The organism is Nitrospirales bacterium (assembly GCA_031315865.1).
Classification (GTDB): Bacteria; Nitrospirota; Nitrospiria; order Nitrospirales; family UBA8639; genus JAGQKC01.
In genome coordinates this window covers 2,026,096-2,042,729 of the sequence record JALDRJ010000002.1, presented here as the reverse complement: position 1 = coordinate 2,042,729, position 16,634 = coordinate 2,026,096, and the positions used below count along the sequence as shown (strand labels likewise).

Here is a 16,634-nt window from a genome sequence, read left to right as displayed (position 1 = left end):
TACTCAATCATGAAACGTCTTTGTGTATTTTGCGGGTCAACGAAAGGCAGCCTCCCCATCTATGAACGAGTCACTCGAGAATTGGGGGAACAGTTCTTGAAACGAGGGATCGGCCTCGTTTATGGGGGAGGCAATATCGGACTCATGGGCATCATGGCCGAAACGGTCCTGAAGGGTGGAGGAGAAGTCATTGGGATCATTCCTAAAGCTTTGGCCGAAAAGGAACTCGCTTTCAGAGAATTGGCTGACCTTCGTATCGTTCAAACCATGCATGAACGAAAGGCCCTCATGGAACAACTCTCTGACGGGTTTATCGCTCTGCCAGGAGGATTCGGCACGCTTGAGGAAATTTGTGAAATGGTCACCTGGGCGCAATTGAACATTCACTCAAAGCCATGTGGTCTCTTGAATATCGAAGGATTTTATGATGATCTCCTGTCGTTCATGGACAATCAAGTTCAACAAGGCTTCGTCACGCCCGTGAACCGGTATTTGGTCATGGAAGCACTGAAGCCAGAACATCTGTTGGATCTTTTGCAGGGTAAGGCGCATACGGAGATATCTTCGGCCAGCCTAGACCGCCCATAGACTATTCATGAAAAAATTGGGATATTGTATCTTCACCATGTGGAGGTAGTTCCACAATACCATCCATGGATCTTCCCAATGTCCGAACATTCTTCCAACAAACGTCAACTTGAAAAAGAAATCCAGCTCGATTTCCGGGATCGTCTTACCTACGCTGGCTACCTGCACCTCGATCAATTACTGACCGCGCAACAGACGCTCAGCGACCCACCGCATCACGACGAAATGCTCTTTATCATCCAACATCAAACATCCGAGCTCTGGATGAAATTGATTCTGCACGAATTGCAAGCGGCATTGATCCATATCCAACACAATCGTTTCAACCCATGCTTTAAAATCCTCGCACGCGTCAAACAAATCCAACGGCAACTTTTTGAGCAATGGGCGGTACTCGAAACCCTCACGCCTAATGAATATGCCGCGTTCCGAAATTCTCTGGGAAACGCCTCAGGGTTTCAATCGATTCAATACCGGTCGATTGAATTTATCCTCGGAAACAAGGACGCTGATGTCATCGAAGTCTTCCGCCACGATGACAAACTGTACCAGCTTTTATTAAAGACGCTTCATGCCCCAAGCCTCTACGATGAGTTCTTATGCTCACTCGGTCGCCAGGGATACGATATTCCTCGATCCTGCTTAGAGCGAGACTGGTCGCTTCCGCACGTCCGGACTCCTGCACTCGTCCCCGTATTCAAGCAGATCTACGACAATCCCAACGCCCAATGGGATGCCTATGAGATGTGCGAAAAATTAGTGGATGTGGAGGAAAACTTTCAACTGTGGCGATTTCGTCATCTCAAGACCGTCGAACGCGTGATCGGATACAAACGAGGCACCGGCGGTTCATCCGGCGTCAAGTTTCTCAAGCAAGCGCTCGACTTTTCTTTTTTCCCTGAGTTACTCGATGTCCGGACAGAAATCGGAAAATAAAAGGCTTCACGATGCGCTTACGGCTCTTGGGCCTGGACCGTTAGATGAACAATCCCTACGTGCTCACCTTCATCCGTTATTCTCAAAAGTCCTGAGACGACCGGAAATCTATCTCGCCAATCACTCGCTGGGTCGTCCCCCGGATCAAACACTCGCCGACGTACAACAGGCCATAGAATACTGGTATGCGGACATGGAAGGGGCCTGGGATGTCTGGCTAGCCGAAATCCAGACGTTTCGCAGGCAGATCGCCAATTTGATTCACGCGCCGTCGGAAGACTGTATCATTCCCAAAACCAGCGCCGGGCAGGGATTGCGGGCAGTACTGAATTGCTACGACGAAAAAACTTCCGTCGTAACGACCACGGCAGAGTTTAATTCCGTTGACCATATACTCAAGACTTACGCTAAACGAAATCGCATCGCCATACACTGGATTCCTTCCGATCAACGAGGCATCTTCCATGAAGACGACATACTCGGGGTGGTCAAAAAACATCCGGGCAGCTTATTGATCGTCTCGATGGTGCTATTTTCCACCGGCCAGTATCTCACGAACTTGCCTGCGATCATTCAAGAAGCACAGGCCCAAGGCTCCCGGGTACTCTTGGACCTCTATCACGCGGTAGGAGTCATACCGATCAACATCCAAGCGTTAGGAGCGGATTTTGCGATTGGAGGGTGCTATAAATATTTACGAGGCGGGCCGGGAGCCTGTTGGCTGTCTATCCACCCGAAACATCTGGATGGTACGCTATCCACATTGGACACAGGGTGGTTCGCACAACCAACGCCCTTTGACTTTCTGAGACCCGACTCCCCTGCCCTCGCATCAGGAGGCAATGCGTTTCTGGAATCGACGCCACCAATCCTACCCTATTATCAGGCCAAAGCTGGGCTGGCATTTACGCAAGGCATCGGAGTCGATCGGCTTCGCGAATATTCACTCGGACAACAGGCCAGACTCACCGAGTTACTATTGGAACGAGGAATACATGTGCTTGGAATGCCAGAAAGACGTGGCGCGTTTTTGACAGTCACTCATCCTGAGGCCAGGAGAATCGCCGAACAACTCAAAGCGCACAGCATCGTCATCGACGCGCGCGACAATCTTCTCCGCATCTGCCCAGACATTTTGACCAAGGATGAAGAAATGAGAAAATGCGCCAGCGAAATAGCCAAAATAACTGGAAGCAAATGATCGTAAACCATTCAAAACACAGACCGCCGCCTAGCCCCTTCCTACACTCTTTGACAGAACTGCCAGCAACTGGAAAGACCTACCTCTTTTTATAAGCTGGAACGAGGCCTTTAAACATGGGGTAGTGCTTGATGTTAAGCGTTTTCAGTTGAAGGTCGTGTACAGTGGCGGTCGCCGCAATTAACGCATCAGGGATTTCGACGGCATGAGACTTACCAAATTGATTCACCCAGTCCCCTGCCTTCTCAGCAATGACTCGAGTCACATCAAATATTGGAATAACTGAGAGGAACTGTTCGAGTGCGTCCCCCTCACCTTTACCTCGAATGCCAGCACGGATTTCAGCAACAGAAATGACGGATAGGGAGACGAGGTCGAGATGCGCTTCAATACAATCACACGCAACGTCTATACCCCGAAAATAGTCGATGAGGACATCAGTATCGACAAGAATACGCTGCGTCAATTTGGAGTCCTACGGTTCCACCCCTTGCGAAGGTCATGCAACGATGGAAGATCTTTTCTTTTTTTCCATAGACCGCGTACTTTCCTGATACGCTCCAATCGCTGGGAAGGCGCATACTTCTCGATCAACTCATCAACAGCCTCTCGAATGAGCTCACTCTGCCTCACCCCTCGAGTACTGGCTATGGCTTCTAACTGATCCTTCTCACGTTCAGTTAAATAAATTTGTGTTCGAATCATTGAAATGGCCCTGTAATGTATACATTAGTATTATATGTTAACTTCTCGAAGTCCACAAGACTTGCCTTCTAAGACAGCAGTCCCTGTTGAGGAGTTCTGTTATAAAAAGTTCTCAATCGAGCTCATGAGCTCAAGCGAAAATCTGTTCATACAATGAAGAGCATTCTATGGCTGGTGTTCATTAAGTCGTTTCCAATACACTTGCACGTACAGCTTGCGGGTATGAGTGACTTGGCTGGATGGTGGAATATCGAAACTGAAACGTCTCGCTTCACAAGCACAATAGGCATTATGTTAGTACCTTGAGAGGCCAATACATGGAAAAAGATATTACGAGCTTAAACCGTATCAAGACGTTCATGGAATTTCTTCAACGAGCCTCTAGCGCCGGAGTCAAACCCACATTTGTGAATACGCCGACAGAACATGGCGACAATATCAATGCCGTTGTCACAATAGATGGGAAAAAGGAAAACATCGGCCTGCTATTCTGGGACGTGAATTTCCTACAAAACCAGGGCCTGGTCGACACGTTGGATGAAGAAGAGATCGCCCTCGGCATGAATGTCACCGATGGCATGATCGAGGATTGCGAGAAGATTTTATCTTTTGTCCACGCCGAATTAAGTAAGCTTCCGGATAATTAGGCCTGTTCATTGAGTCGCATCAGAACCTTTTCATTGCCTCGCCTTGGAGATATCCAGGTCGTCGTTAAGACCAAACGAGACATCGGCGACGAAACACCATTGGAGCAACGTGACGATGAATCTCTGGGCTGGGCCTATTGGGACCGCCTCTGGCCATCCGAGCTCGCCCTGGCTGAATATCTCATTCACGAGCACTTTCCAGGAAACTTGACGGGAAAACACGTCCTGGAAATCGGCTGCGGAGTTGGCCTTGCGGGAGTCGTGGCTGCTCAGTTGGGGGCCTTCACCACGTTTTCCGACATGGTCCCGGTCGTTTTAGAAGGCGTGAAAGAAACATGCAGGATAAATCAGATTCGACAGTTTGATACACACACGTTAGATTGGTCTTCTTCAATCTCCATGCCTCGGAAGTACGACATCGTCATGGGTAGCGAAGTATTTTATGACACCAAAAACTTGCCAGGAATATCGAACGTCCTCCGCTCCACCCTCAAATCTGACGGAAAGGCCTTTTTTTGCGATCCCAATCGACTTGGTTTGAATACGATCGAGGTTCACTTCCAGGAACATTTCGCCATGTCTGTGCAACCCTGTCCGTTGAACGAGGCACTGAGAAAACGCTCGGGCGGTGGGAAAACTGGATACATCTACGCGCTTCAGGCCAGGGAAAGTGTATCACCCTGATCATTCCCTCAACACAAGGTTGGGATAAAGGATGATGCCATGTGGTTCATCCTCTATCCTGTGCCTGACTCGAGCATAGAGCTTTCAGGAAAAGACTAATAGGCCGGTGGCCGGGAGAGGGGAAGATTCGTCACGTATTCAATAGCTCGAAGATTATCGAAGCTATAGTCGCCTTTTCCCCAGGTAATCAATCCAACCTTTCCTTCCTTGAATGTCGAGTCTGAGAGCGACAACAACATATGCTGATCAAAATACACGTTGAAGAGGTCGTGACTCATCATCGGACTTCGCTGTACTCGCAGATGATGCCAATCTTGTTTCGCATGCTTGATTTGCGCCTTGCCGAATGACGTGGCTTTTCCATCGCGAACGATGAACGCTTCGATGGTTTTCGTGTCCGGGGTCACCACAGCCGCATAAAAATTTTTCTCATCTTTCGCGCCAAGGACAATACCCGCCTTTCCCATCGTATCGCTCGTGGGAAGCTTGAGCCGGACTGACACATCAACATAAGCCACATCGGTCTCATCGCCAAGTAAAATGGAATAACACGAGTCGTCTGAACAATCGGCCTGCTGAAGCACTGCCTGAGATTTGGTCGGAGCCGTCGCCTCCTCGGTAACGACCCATTGTCCATCAGCCTGTCCATTGACCGCCCCACTCTGGAATCCCACAGGATGGGCACCCAACGCATCTTTATCAAAGCGCCATTCTTTATACAGCGGAGGGGTCGTACGTATTTGGGGTTTGGGAAGCTCTTGCGGCTCATCATTCGCATTCGCCCACACACCGGTCACGACAGAGAGAAAAATAAAAACGGTGGCCAATCCAATAGTATGGAATCCAAGGATCCGCCGCTTTATTGATACGGACAGAAAACATCCGTCAGTTGCCAAACACCTTGTATGCATCTTATCCAACACGCTCATACAACTCCCTCTATAGAATAACGAATGGATGATGGAATACATCGCTCATTGCGATGGGTGATCTTTCCCGATTTTACGAATTTACCGGTCTTGTCCACAAGTACTTATTCTCGACAGTCCGCTGCCTGCATCAGGACAATAGCTTGCTGGGATGAAGAGTAGTATTTTTACTAGTTATTTCACGCGCCGTCTCAACGTGAAGGATGAAATGGTTCATTCGATGTTTGCAGAGCCTTCAATGACTTTGATAGCCTGAACCAAACCTAATCAATACAAAGATTCCATGCTTTCGGTATGTTGAGCGTGACGACACTCATGCATGGACGAGCCTGTCGCGCCACCACGATCTATAGATCAGCGAGGATCAGCATGCGACAACTTTTCTGCAACAGCCTTCTCAGTCTGTTCATGGTTTTTTCTTCTGCCGCTTTTACGTTTGCACAGACATCGACGACCTCTTCCCAACTCACAAACCTTATAGACCCCGAGCCACTTGAAACCTTGACGCTTCAAGAGGCCGTCCTCCGCGCGCTCGAAGAGAATCTTGATATCACGATCAGTCGACAAACACGAGATGCCCGCCTCACCGACATTGTCTTGGAACTCGCGCAATTCGATCCGACCGTCGAACTGTCAACCAACTATGATCGAAGCGTGACACCACTCAATCGACCCATCTTCGGACTCGGCGGCACAACACTGGGGTCGGAGCCGGACAAAATCGATCAAAACAATATGAATGTGAGGCTCGGGTTAACTCAAAAATTATACTCTGGCGGGAACCTTGACCTACACTTCGACACGAATAGAAACTCCGTTGCGGGTCAAACAAGCTTTCTCTTCAATCCCTCTTATACCAATACGCTCTCCTTAAACTTGAGCCAACCGTTGCTTCGTAATTTTGGCGTCGACGTGAATACCACCCAAATTCATATCGCGCGGAACGCCGCCACGACCGAACAGTATGTTTTCGTCGATCAAGTCCTCAACGTGATCAAAGACGTGGAGCACGCGTATTGGGAATTGGTTTTTTCGCGACAAAACCTGAAGGTCGCCAAATCCACGCTGAAGGCTGCCAAAGAGTTGTTCGCGGCAAACCGGGCAAAGGTCTCGGCTGGAGTCATGGCCGAGGTGGAAGTGTTGCAAGCGCAAGCAGGAGTCGCGAGTCGAGTCGAAGAAGTCTTAATCGCGCAAAAGGCCGTACACGACCAGGAAGATCAACTCTATCGTCTCTTCAGCCCTTCCGAAGAAACCTTACAGGAAGAGATCACCGTCATTGCCACCGATAGACCGACGCAGAAAGCCCGCACCCAAACGTTACGCCACGAGCTTGAGCTGGCGCTTCAAAAACGCCCGGAAATACTTCAAGCTCAAAAGAATATCGAAACGGGAACACTCAACACAAACTTAGCCAAGAATCAGCTGCTCCCAAGCCTTGCCTTCGAGGGAAATGTCGGGTTGAGCGGTCTAGGGAAAAACCCGGGAGATACCCTGGATCGGACCACCAGCCGGGATTTTTATAACTTTGGAGGCGGTCTTATCCTGAGTTATCCTCTAGGAAATCGGTCGGCCCAAAGTCAGTACAATCGGCGAGTCTTGGAAACAAATCAAGCCAAAGCCACGTTGCAACGCATCCGCCACCAGGTCATCATTGACACCAAGGAAGCCGTCCGCCGCGTACGCACCGATTTCAAGCGAATCCAAACCACCCGAACCGCTCGTGAACTCGCTGAAAAACAGCTTCATGCCGAGCAGGAACGACTGCAACTAGGCCTCAGCACCACGCGAGTCGTCCTTGAGTTTCAACGAGACTTGGCCATTGCGCGCGGGAATGAACAACGTGCGATCATCGATTACAATCAATCGCTGTCAAACCTTCGACGTATGACGGCAACAGCGTTGGAAGACTACCACATCGTCCTCCAATAGAACGCAGAATCGTTACCGTATCATTCTGTACAGAGCTCGACGTAGGCCTCATGCCCCACACAACATTCTTCATTCAGCACACGATCCATTCCCTCAAGTCTTTTCCGCCTGTTATGATAGGGTATCACTATTCCATTGCCGTTAATTCATCGGACGTAAGAGTCACAAAACCGCTCTATCATTTCCTCCATGAAGCGTTGGACGATCATGAGTCTAGCCTCGTCAATCCTCGTCATTGGCGGGGTAGTCTGGTTTCTTGATCCACTTTCCGGTAAGCCAAACACACAGGATGAAGCGGTCAAGCTTGTCTCCGTCACACGAGGTTCGATCCAGACCCATGTCTCCGAAACCGGCACCATTCAGCCGTCACAAACAGTCGAAATCAAGTCGCAATTTTCCGGGGAAATTTCCCGGCTTTCCGTGACGGCCGGGCGACAGGTGGCGGCCGGCCAGTTGCTCGCCGTCATCAGGCAAGAACCACGAGAAGCACGGCAAGCCGCCCAACTTCGTGCATCCATTCAAGAAGAACGAATCAGCGTCGAGAAGGCCAGGCTGGAACTGGTCCGAACGCAGGCCCTATTCAAGAAGGGATTCATCGCAAAAAAAGAGCTGGAGTTCGCGGGACAGGAACATCGCCGCGCTCTTGTCCGGCTGGAATTAGCCGAACGTCAATTACTGCTTGCCCTTGGCGGCAATCAAACCCTGTATCAACGTTATCTCACCAAACGGCTCTCACCGAACCGGCCCGAAGAATTTCAGCTCAAATCCCCGATATCCGGGACGATCCTCGAAGTGCTCGTCCAGCCCGGCGAGATCATCACCTCGGGAACAGCCACGGTCGGGGGAGGAACCGTCCTCATGCGTGTCGCGGATTTACATCACATGGTCGTGGTGGCCAAGATCAATGAAGTCGGCATCGCGCGGGTCAAAGTCGGTCAACGCGTAAACATTCGCCTAGATGCGTTACTACAAGAACAGTTTGAAGGTACGGTCACGCATATTTCCACTCAAGGCGTGAAGGAAGAAAACATCGTCACCTATGAAGTGACCATCACCATCGATCGGCCAAGCCCTGAATTGCGCCCGATGCTGACGGCCAACATCGACATCATCACCGAATCGCTGAATAACGTTCTGACCGTCCCTCTTGAATCTCTCAAGGCCGAACATGGCGATGATATCGTGGACATCATGGAAAACGGCCAGATCACCGAACGGAAAGTTCGAGTCGCATTTCGCACAGCGTCGCAAGCCGTGATCGCAGAAGGACTCGAGGAAGGCGATGAAGTCGTCATCCCAACATTCAAACGCACCGAACGCTCAAGACGATAACCCATGGCTCCACCGCTGATCGAGTTAGAGCATATCAGCAAAGTGTATCAGGCCGGAGAAATCGCGGTTCCCGCCTTAACCGATGTAAATTTTTCCATCGAACGCGGAGAATTCGTCTGCATTGTCGGCCAATCGGGGAGTGGCAAAACGACGTTGCTCGACATTCTCGGCTGCCTGAACCGTCCCTCCTCCGGCGACTACCGGCTCGACGGAGAGCGGATCACCTCTCTCTCGGATCATGCGCTCACGATAATCAGAAATCAAAAGATCGGGTTTATCTTCCAGACCTTCCATCTTCTTCCGCGAAAGACCGCGTTGGAAAATGTCCAACTCCCGCTGCTGTATGCCGGTCATTCACGAGAAGCTCAACGCCAGCGCGCTCTGGATCTGCTGACCCGCGTCGGCCTTGAGAACCGCACCCACCATTTCACGAATCAACTCTCCGGCGGGCAACAGCAGCGCGTCGCTATCGCCAGGGCATTGGCTAACCGGCCTGCCATCGTCCTCGCCGATGAACCAACGGGCAATCTTGATAGCCAATCAGGGCAGGATATTCTCTCCATGTTTCATGACCTGCATCAACAGGGTCAAACCATTATCATGATTACCCACGATCGAGACATTGCCGCACAGGCCGAACGTCGCATCAGTTTAACGGACGGCAAAGTATCATCCGACGAACGTCTCAGAGCGGCAAACCAGGTCATGGCGTGATCGACAGAAGACGATGATTCTCGGCTCAATCATCTTAGATGCCTTCAAGAATTTGTCGGCCAACGCACTGCGTTCAGCCCTCACCATGCTCGGAGTCATTATCGGCGTAGCCTCCGTTATAGCCATGATTGCCATCGTAGAAGGCGGGCAACTCTGGCTCGTCAGCTCTATCGAACGGCTCGGGACGAATTTATTATTCGTCTGGCAAAAATCCCTCACCGTAGAAGAACAGCGATTATTCAAAGGACGCTCGACAGGATTACACTATGACGATGCGATCGCGATTCAAGCCAAATTTCCGCATCTGCACGTCGTCCCTCGCGTCTTTCTCGAACAGCAGCTCAAGGCAGGAGATCGCCATTTTAGCGGAGAAGTCACTGGAACTTCTCCCGAGTTTTCCATGGCAAGGAATTTTCAAGCGGAGCAAGGACGCTTTTTACAGCAAGCAGACATCGCCGAATGGAAGCGTGTGGTCACCTTAGGAAAAGAAGTCGCCGAACGCCTGTTCGGCAGTGAGTCCGCAATTGGGAAAGAAGTCAATATCGGAGATCAGCGATTCATGGTCATCGGCGTCATGCAGCCCAAGGGAATCATCTACGGCTCGAATTATGACGAAATGATTTTTATCCCGGTCACCACAGCCCTGCGCCGGTTTCAAGGAACGGATGCCTTGCGTTCGATGATCGTTCACGTACCGGATCGAGATCGCATGGATCAAACCATGGAACAACTCCATGCGTTTTTAATTCAACGCCACGATGGCGTGGACGACGTACAAGTTCGTAACCAAGGCGATTTTCTCGATGCAGTGGATCGTACCATCTGGACCTTTCGTATCGTGCTCGGCGGTATCGCCGTCGTGGCCCTGGTCGTGGGCGGCATCGGCATCATGAATATCATGCTCGTCACGGTGACCGAACGCACTCGAGAGATTGGCTTGCGCAAAGCCATCGGAGCCCGCCGTCAAGATATTCTGCTTCAATTCCTCATTGAATCGATCACGATCAGCTTGGTTGGCGGACTGATCGGTGTCCTTATGGGCATCATCGCCGCGTATGGATTCGGGGATTTCGTGGCTCAAGCGATGCCGGGCGGTGGTGATTGGGGGGCCGTGATTCGGCCGTCGGCCATCGTAATCGCCTTTTCATTCGCGATGATCGTCGGCGTGTTTTTCGGACTCTATCCCGCCATCAAAGCCTCGAAGCTAGACCCGGCTGAAGCCCTTCGCTACCAATAGTTCAACCGTGTGACGCGTGTGGCTATGCGGCATTCTTCATCTCCATTCGCCTGGCCCCATGATCATCACGATCAGACTGAAGAGCTCCAAGCAGAAAAGGGGACAAGTCTTGTGCTGCTGCCACTTTTTGGCACCGTCGCCTTCTACCTTCTCCCCGACGCTCAGCAGCAACGAACGCTCGTACAGTTCATGCCACAATTATTGGCCTATCTGGGATTCGCGATTTGGGCCTGCGTAAACGATCATGTGTCAACACGAATCGGTCTGCGCAGGAATCAACTTGTGGAGGGAATTGGGATGGGAAGTCTCGTGGGGCTCACCTTAGGTCTCGCCAATACGGGGATCATCCTCTATCTCGTTCCCTTCTTGGGAAAAGACATTACGTTCCTGACGAATACTCCACATGCGCAAGCTCCCGTATGGATGATGGTCCCCTGGACCATTGTCATCATCGCCATCGCTGTTGAATTGAATTTTCGTGGTTTTCTGCTCGGACGACTCATAACTAGCCTGGCAAGCCTTCAACGGCATTCTCGGACAATCCATGGCAAAAGGAAACCCTTCACTCCTCTACTCGCCATTCTTCTTTCCGCACTCGTTTTTGCCTTTGATCCCTTTATGGTCGCCACCTTTCAACACCTCCACTGGATTGCCGTATGGGACGGGCTGGTCTGGGGATGGATGTGGGTCCAGTCCAGGAATCTGTACAGCGTCATCACGGCGCACGCAGTCGAAGTCATCGTCTTATACAGTTTGATCAAAGCAGCCCTTACATGATTCGTCCCTCGCGATGAACGGCTTCGACGTTTAAAGCAAAGGTGTGACTGACAAACAGAGGTTCTCCATTGTATGGTACGACTTTCTTCGTGACGTAACCATCTCCAACCTGACACCCGAGGCACCTATGTCGGAAATCGTCAAACCCAGCGTCCAAGCTTTTCTCGTGTGCGACACGATCATTATCGACAGCCTAACTGGAAAGAAGAGCATCATTGGCGCATTTTCCCATCTGTGGGCCAAAACGTTCCCTTGCCAACATCCGCAAATGGGCGTGTATTTCTGCCTGACCGATGCAGAAGGCGCGTATCAATTTGAAATCGAGCTGGTCTACTTGGATAAAAACCAAACGGTGGGGAAGGGCGCGATTTCACCGATTCAAATTAAAAACCGTCTTGAGACTCATGATTTCGGCCTGAACATCTCCACAGTCGTGCTTCCAGGACCCGGTCGTTATGAATTTCGACTACATGCCAATGGGCAGTTCATCACGCAAAAAGACTTTTACGTGATTCAGCAAGAAGCCCAGCCGACCCCCTCGACCTCAGAAAGGCCTTAGCTACGAATCTCTCACTTGCATAAGCTTTGGGCAGAATTTCTCATTTTCTACGTTACCTTGTCTTTCCTGCGAAAGTCGTTTTTCTAATAGTTTCCAAGAGTGCATGGACTGTCAGACTGGCCTGGAATCCTCCCTTGGAATCAAACCGCCAGTTGATTAACAAAGACGATTGAAATCCCAAAAACACACAGGCGCTAAAGAATAGCCCTGACTATTCGAGAAGGTGATAGTGTTGCCTACACTCTCCTCATTCACACACTCTGGGAAAAGTTTTTTCAAGGACGACGAATAACTTCAAGTATCTGCGCCAAAACCATCAACTCTCTCAAAGTCTTGACTTCGTTTTTTTTATCTGCGCAGACTCAGATCGATCATGAGAAGTCTGCTAACGCACTAATTTCACCTCTGGTACAACAGTCATCTCATCCATGATTAAGCGATGAGAACTTCATTATTCATGTTGGAAGTTCGTAGAACAAATAGCTAATTCAACAAAAAAGGAGAACGTGATGAGACAAGTTATTTACCTACTGATTCTCTGTATGTTTGCACTTTCCGGCTGTAGTACTACTGGCAATCTAGGAATTGTCACCAAGAGCACAGCTGACCCGAGCTCACTGCTGACAACAAATACTACATTTAAAGAACTTGGGCCGGCCGAAGGGCAATCTTGTCGTCACTTCATCCTAGCCATTATTCCGTTTGGAGAATCGGATACATCATCCGCCGTCGACAAAGCATTGGAGAAAACGGGTGGGGACGCCTTGATCAACGTCAGCACAGAAAGCAGCCTGTATGGCTTCATTCCTTATTTCAATGTATACTCATTTACGTGTACGACTGTACGGGGAACAGCAGTTAAATTTGAAAGTGTCGCTCACACAAAACTAGGCGACCAAGGCTAGAAATACACAATATCATTAGGTTAAATAAAAGTTTTTGCTTGGCTGATTTCTCAAAGAACAACAGAAATTTCAGCCAAGCAGCCTTTCTTTCAACATTATTCTAGTTTTTTCTGTCCATTTCTTCCTCCACAGCTTTCTTCGCGATCCCATCGATGACGGTTGGAAGAATCGTTCGAACGATTCTTCCCAAACGACCTCTCCAGGATGTCACCAATAAACGCTGCCGTTTCTCCATGGCTTTGACGATCATGGCGGCACAGGCTTCAGCGGTGAGATAGGTATGACGATTTGCCGGATTGATTCCAATGTGATGACCGTGAGCATCAAATGACCGTTCATGAATCTGAGATTGCACATAATCCGGGGCGACAATCGTGACCGTCACGCCCGTCTCTGCTAATTCGATCCGTAATGATTCAAAAAACCCGATCATCGCATGTTTACTGGCCGCATACCCCGTTCGCGTCGGGACTCCGGTGAGACCGGCGACGCTGGAAATAGCCACAATTTGGCCTTTGGCTTCTTTCAGGTATGGCAACGCATACTTTGTACAATAGACGCCACTTAAATAATTCAGTTTCATGAGATACTCAAAGATCGAAAGATCTGACGTTTCCTCGAACGTCGACCGCATTGCCATACCGGCATTATTCACGAGCACATCCACGCCTCCATAGGCTCCAACGGCACGATCGATGACTTGGCGGCATGCCTGCTCCTCCGTGATATCAGCCGGTACGACACATGTCGCGGCCCCACACTGTTCACATTCGGACGCCACCTCTTGAAGACGTTCTTCATTCCTGGCGATCAGCACCAGCTTAGGCCGTAAAGGCGCCAGGGCTAGCGCCAATGCGCGCCCGATCCCCTCTGAAGCGCCTGTAATCAACACGACTTTTTCAAGAAAACTGAACATTCCTTACTCCATCGGATTCCATCGGAACGGACTCATCATGAAGCATGATCACATGGAGCCGAAAACGATTCGAAGATTTGATAATTTATCTTGTTGACATCTATTAAAGATAGGCGTAGCATTAGCAATGTTTCGCTGAAGAAAGGTCATAAGGACAGAGCATGAAAGCGATGATCCCTTGAGGCCTTTCAACCGCCATAAAAAAGGAGGTCTCCCATGGATGACGCTACTCCACCTGGCCATTTAGCCCCGTTTGTGGTCATGATCACCTCCCTACCGCACCGGGGTTTTCATTTTTGCCGAGTTGAAGTCCCTATCCTCTGAAAAAGATCGTGCCGGATCGCACGAGGAAGAATTCCACTTCACGCTTTTCATAAGGGATAGGTCAGTGAAGGCAATACCGTTGTTCACGATGGAAAGGCACTTCATATAGACCGATCAACCGGCCATCACAAAAAATGAACGACTCCGTGTCTAACCACAAATGGGTAGAAGACATATGGAGGTACCTCATAGACGGCGTCATAAACGCCACAATCGGGCTGCTCATACATGGATATGAGTAGCCCGATTCTTTTTCCATGTAACCACCTATCCTCATCGTGACCTCATCGTTATCGGCCCAGGCTCTTTTCAACGTTCTTACAGTATTGTACGCTGTTCCTCGAAACCTCCGATCTGCCGGTAGGACGTCTCACCAGAACTTGTCTCTCTGCCTATGAATCACAAACCGCTTGAAACTTTTCCTTCTTATGTTCTTCAACTGCCCCCTTGGCTGCCTGCGTACCTTCGCGAATCCCCTGGGATTCATGAAACCATGGCTGATCGGATGAACATGATTCTTGACCTTGCCCAACTCAACGTGAAATACCAGACAGGAGGACCGTTTGCGGCAGGAGTGTTTGAGCGCTCAACCCATACTCTCATATCCGCTGGCGTGAACCTCGTCACGTCCACACGAGCCTCGATTGCCCACGCTGAGATCGTGGCCATAACCCTCGCGCAGCAGACAGTGGGGCATCATGACCTCGGCGCGGATGATCGTTGGCAATACGAACTCGTCACGAGTACCGCACCTTGTGCCATGTGTCTCGGTGCGATACCCTGGTCCGGCATACGCGCAGTCGTGTGCGGGGCGCGGGACGAAGATGCGCGGGCTATCGGATTTGATGAAGGTGACAAACCGGTGAACTGGATCGATACGCTTCAAGGACGAGGAATCTCGGTCACGCAGGATATTGGCCGCAAGCAAGCTGCTCAGATATTAGAGGAGTATGCAAAGGCTGGCGGTATTATTTACAACGGTCGGCAAGGCACTCAACAGGAGAATGATCATGGCCACTACCCGTCAGACACGAAAACACGATAGAAGAACGATGAAAACCCTCGCGGTTGATGTCGGAGGCACAGGCATCAAAGCCATCGTTCTGGATGAAAAAGGAAGCCCCCTGACCGAGCGGGGACGCATTCCCACGCCCAAACCGGCAAGTCCGTCAGCGGTAACCAAGACTATCGTCGAACTGGCGAAGGGACAAGGTGAATTCGACCGGGTTTCCGTGGGCTTCCCCGGCGTGATTCGTCATGGCATCGTCTACACGGCCCCCAACCTCGGCAATGCCCTGTGGAAAGGGTTTAATCTGGTCAGTGCGCTCACGACCAAATTACAAAGGCCTGTGAGAGCCGCCAATGACGCCGATGTCCAGGGCTTTGGCGCCATTCGTGGGAAAGATATCGAGTTGGTCATTACGTTAGGAACCGGATTCGGATCGGCCCTGTTTGTCGATGGCAAATTAGTCCCAAATTTAGAGTTGGGGCATCACCCGTTTCGGGACGGCGAAACCTATGAAGAGCAACTGGGCGAAGAAACACTCAAAAAAATTGGCAAAAAAAAATGGAACAAGCGGCTCGAGAAGGCCATAGAAACCCTGGACCTTGTCCTGAATTTTGACCACCTCTATATCGGCGGTGGAAACAGCAAAAAAGTGACACTCACCCTGCCTGAAAAGGTCACGCTCGTTCCGAACACGGCTGGCCTGCTTGGGGGCATCGCATTTTGGAATTTGGGGGCGGATGACCCCATGAACCGATGGATTCAAGCCAAACCATCAAAGACTAAGTCACCAAAATCCAAGAGCAAATCTCGACGCAAGACCATCGCCAAAGGTTGATTATTGTGTCTCCGCATATCGCCTAATTAAAAATCATCGAACTCATCAAGTTGTGTGACAAGAGCAGTGCTCCGTCATTCCTGTGCAGAGAAGAATTCATGTCTCCCGATATGATTAAAGAGAGATCCTGAGAATTTGAGAATTGATATGGTTGGGAGTTGCTGATTCTACGAGCCCAGGCAGAGTGGTAACAGCGGGCTTTGCCTCTTAAATCCCTGTCCCAATCATCAGGGCGAAAAAGACTCCCATTCCGAGACACATCCGGCCCCATGACCTGTGTAATAACGGCCACATGCCGATACACTCCTTTTCTTCTCTTCATTAAACGTTAATAAGCATATTATCGACCACTGACGATGGACTTGGCGGCAATATAATTCACAGCCGTCGCGGCAATTGCACTGATA

Annotated in this window: 18 protein-coding genes; 14 read left to right on the top strand and 4 right to left on the bottom strand. The window is 50.2% G+C overall.

Annotated elements, in window-relative coordinates; all coding sequences use genetic code 11:
* Positions 1-9: 9 nt before the first annotated feature.
* From MRJ96_09445 to MRJ96_09435, 3 genes are all read left to right on the top strand, one after another.
* Positions 10-588 carry a TIGR00730 family Rossman fold protein gene (locus tag MRJ96_09445; protein ID MDR4501658.1) on the top strand — a complete coding sequence of 193 codons (579 nt, stop codon included), beginning with the start codon at positions 10-12 and terminating at the stop codon, positions 586-588.
* Positions 589-666: 78 nt separating this feature from the next.
* Positions 667-1,524, top strand: a complete 858-nt coding sequence (locus tag MRJ96_09440) for a tryptophan 2,3-dioxygenase family protein (GenBank protein ID MDR4501657.1) — start codon at positions 667-669, stop codon at positions 1,522-1,524.
* A complete protein-coding gene (locus tag MRJ96_09435; protein MDR4501656.1) occupies positions 1,499-2,725 on the top strand; it encodes an aminotransferase class V-fold PLP-dependent enzyme in 1,227 nt (408 codons plus the stop codon). The genes MRJ96_09440 and MRJ96_09435 overlap by 26 nt, the downstream gene beginning before the upstream one ends.
* Before the next feature lie 79 nt (positions 2,726-2,804).
* Here MRJ96_09435 and MRJ96_09430 read toward each other — a convergent pair whose 3' ends face one another.
* On the bottom strand, positions 2,805-3,191 hold the full coding sequence (locus MRJ96_09430) for a type II toxin-antitoxin system VapC family toxin (protein MDR4501655.1): 387 nt from the start codon (positions 3,189-3,191) through the stop codon (positions 2,805-2,807).
* Positions 3,188-3,430 carry a ribbon-helix-helix domain-containing protein gene (locus MRJ96_09425; protein ID MDR4501654.1) on the bottom strand — a complete coding sequence of 81 codons (243 nt, stop codon included), beginning with the start codon at positions 3,428-3,430 and terminating at the stop codon, positions 3,188-3,190. Before MRJ96_09425 ends, MRJ96_09430 begins: the two co-directional genes overlap by 4 nt.
* Positions 3,431-3,747: 317 nt before the next feature.
* On the opposite strand from MRJ96_09425, the gene MRJ96_09420 reads away from it, so the two are divergent.
* Positions 3,748-4,077 (top strand): hypothetical protein, encoded by a 330-nt coding sequence (locus MRJ96_09420; GenBank protein ID MDR4501653.1) that lies wholly within the window; start codon positions 3,748-3,750, stop codon positions 4,075-4,077.
* Between the two features lie 33 nt (positions 4,078-4,110).
* Positions 4,111-4,761 (top strand): protein N-lysine methyltransferase family protein, encoded by a 651-nt coding sequence (locus tag MRJ96_09415; GenBank protein ID MDR4501652.1) that lies wholly within the window; start codon positions 4,111-4,113, stop codon positions 4,759-4,761.
* Positions 4,762-4,856: 95 nt separating this feature from the next.
* Here MRJ96_09415 and MRJ96_09410 read toward each other — a convergent pair whose 3' ends face one another.
* Positions 4,857-5,690 carry a hypothetical protein gene (locus MRJ96_09410; GenBank protein ID MDR4501651.1) on the bottom strand — a complete coding sequence of 278 codons (834 nt, stop codon included), beginning with the start codon at positions 5,688-5,690 and terminating at the stop codon, positions 4,857-4,859.
* A 369-nt stretch (positions 5,691-6,059) separates the two neighbouring features.
* Between MRJ96_09410 and MRJ96_09405 the strand changes: the two genes are divergently transcribed.
* From MRJ96_09405 to MRJ96_09375, 7 genes are all read left to right on the top strand, one after another.
* Positions 6,060-7,619, top strand: coding sequence for a TolC family protein (locus MRJ96_09405; protein MDR4501650.1), 1,560 nt, complete (start codon positions 6,060-6,062; stop codon positions 7,617-7,619).
* A 189-nt stretch (positions 7,620-7,808) separates the two neighbouring features.
* A complete protein-coding gene (locus tag MRJ96_09400; protein MDR4501649.1) occupies positions 7,809-8,951 on the top strand; it encodes an efflux RND transporter periplasmic adaptor subunit in 1,143 nt (380 codons plus the stop codon).
* Between the two features lie 3 nt (positions 8,952-8,954).
* On the top strand, positions 8,955-9,665 hold the full coding sequence (locus MRJ96_09395; protein ID MDR4501648.1) for an ABC transporter ATP-binding protein: 711 nt from the start codon (positions 8,955-8,957) through the stop codon (positions 9,663-9,665).
* Positions 9,666-9,678: 13 nt separating this feature from the next.
* A complete protein-coding gene (locus tag MRJ96_09390; GenBank protein MDR4501647.1) occupies positions 9,679-10,902 on the top strand; it encodes an ABC transporter permease in 1,224 nt (407 codons plus the stop codon).
* A gap of 24 nt (positions 10,903-10,926) precedes the next feature.
* The gene (locus tag MRJ96_09385) at positions 10,927-11,679 is read left to right on the top strand and encodes a CPBP family intramembrane metalloprotease (GenBank protein MDR4501646.1); all 753 of its coding nucleotides are present in this window, start codon (positions 10,927-10,929) and stop codon (positions 11,677-11,679) included.
* A gap of 127 nt (positions 11,680-11,806) precedes the next feature.
* Positions 11,807-12,238 (top strand): hypothetical protein, encoded by a 432-nt coding sequence (locus tag MRJ96_09380; protein MDR4501645.1) that lies wholly within the window; start codon positions 11,807-11,809, stop codon positions 12,236-12,238.
* A 509-nt stretch (positions 12,239-12,747) separates the two neighbouring features.
* Entirely contained in the window at positions 12,748-13,143 is a 396-nt protein-coding gene (locus MRJ96_09375) for a hypothetical protein (protein ID MDR4501644.1), read from the top strand.
* A 100-nt stretch (positions 13,144-13,243) separates the two neighbouring features.
* On the opposite strand, the gene MRJ96_09370 is transcribed toward MRJ96_09375, so the two are convergent.
* Positions 13,244-14,059, bottom strand: a complete 816-nt coding sequence (locus MRJ96_09370) for an SDR family oxidoreductase (protein MDR4501643.1) — start codon at positions 14,057-14,059, stop codon at positions 13,244-13,246.
* An 817-nt stretch (positions 14,060-14,876) separates the two neighbouring features.
* On the opposite strand from MRJ96_09370, the gene MRJ96_09365 reads away from it, so the two are divergent.
* Positions 14,877-15,428 (top strand): nucleoside deaminase, encoded by a 552-nt coding sequence (locus tag MRJ96_09365; protein ID MDR4501642.1) that lies wholly within the window; start codon positions 14,877-14,879, stop codon positions 15,426-15,428.
* Positions 15,394-16,227, top strand: coding sequence for an ROK family protein (locus MRJ96_09360; protein MDR4501641.1), 834 nt, complete (start codon positions 15,394-15,396; stop codon positions 16,225-16,227). Before MRJ96_09365 ends, MRJ96_09360 begins: the two co-directional genes overlap by 35 nt.
* Positions 16,228-16,634: the final 407 nt, after the last annotated feature.

What these genes read in the sequence shown, in the direction of transcription:
- MRJ96_09420 (MDR4501653.1), top strand. Translation starts at nt 3,748, where the DNA reads ATGGAAAAAGATATTACGAGCTTAAACCGTATCAAGACGTTCATGGAA.
- MRJ96_09400 (MDR4501649.1), top strand. Translation starts at nt 7,809, where the DNA reads ATGAAGCGTTGGACGATCATGAGTCTAGCCTCGTCAATCCTCGTCATT.
- MRJ96_09440 (MDR4501657.1), top strand. Translation starts at nt 667, where the DNA reads ATGTCCGAACATTCTTCCAACAAACGTCAACTTGAAAAAGAAATCCAG.
- MRJ96_09380 (MDR4501645.1), top strand. Translation starts at nt 11,807, where the DNA reads ATGTCGGAAATCGTCAAACCCAGCGTCCAAGCTTTTCTCGTGTGCGAC.
- MRJ96_09370 (MDR4501643.1), bottom strand. Translation starts at nt 14,059, where the DNA reads ATGTTCAGTTTTCTTGAAAAAGTCGTGTTGATTACAGGCGCTTCAGAG.
- MRJ96_09445 (MDR4501658.1), top strand. Translation starts at nt 10, where the DNA reads ATGAAACGTCTTTGTGTATTTTGCGGGTCAACGAAAGGCAGCCTCCCC.
- MRJ96_09405 (MDR4501650.1), top strand. Translation starts at nt 6,060, where the DNA reads ATGCGACAACTTTTCTGCAACAGCCTTCTCAGTCTGTTCATGGTTTTT.
- MRJ96_09360 (MDR4501641.1), top strand. Translation starts at nt 15,394, where the DNA reads ATGGCCACTACCCGTCAGACACGAAAACACGATAGAAGAACGATGAAA.
- MRJ96_09395 (MDR4501648.1), top strand. Translation starts at nt 8,955, where the DNA reads ATGGCTCCACCGCTGATCGAGTTAGAGCATATCAGCAAAGTGTATCAG.
- MRJ96_09410 (MDR4501651.1), bottom strand. Translation starts at nt 5,690, where the DNA reads ATGAGCGTGTTGGATAAGATGCATACAAGGTGTTTGGCAACTGACGGA.
- MRJ96_09365 (MDR4501642.1), top strand. Translation starts at nt 14,877, where the DNA reads ATGGCTGATCGGATGAACATGATTCTTGACCTTGCCCAACTCAACGTG.
- MRJ96_09425 (MDR4501654.1), bottom strand. Translation starts at nt 3,430, where the DNA reads ATGATTCGAACACAAATTTATTTAACTGAACGTGAGAAGGATCAGTTA.
- MRJ96_09375 (MDR4501644.1), top strand. Translation starts at nt 12,748, where the DNA reads ATGAGACAAGTTATTTACCTACTGATTCTCTGTATGTTTGCACTTTCC.
- MRJ96_09435 (MDR4501656.1), top strand. Translation starts at nt 1,499, where the DNA reads ATGTCCGGACAGAAATCGGAAAATAAAAGGCTTCACGATGCGCTTACG.
- MRJ96_09385 (MDR4501646.1), top strand. Translation starts at nt 10,927, where the DNA reads ATGCGGCATTCTTCATCTCCATTCGCCTGGCCCCATGATCATCACGAT.
- MRJ96_09390 (MDR4501647.1), top strand. Translation starts at nt 9,679, where the DNA reads ATGATTCTCGGCTCAATCATCTTAGATGCCTTCAAGAATTTGTCGGCC.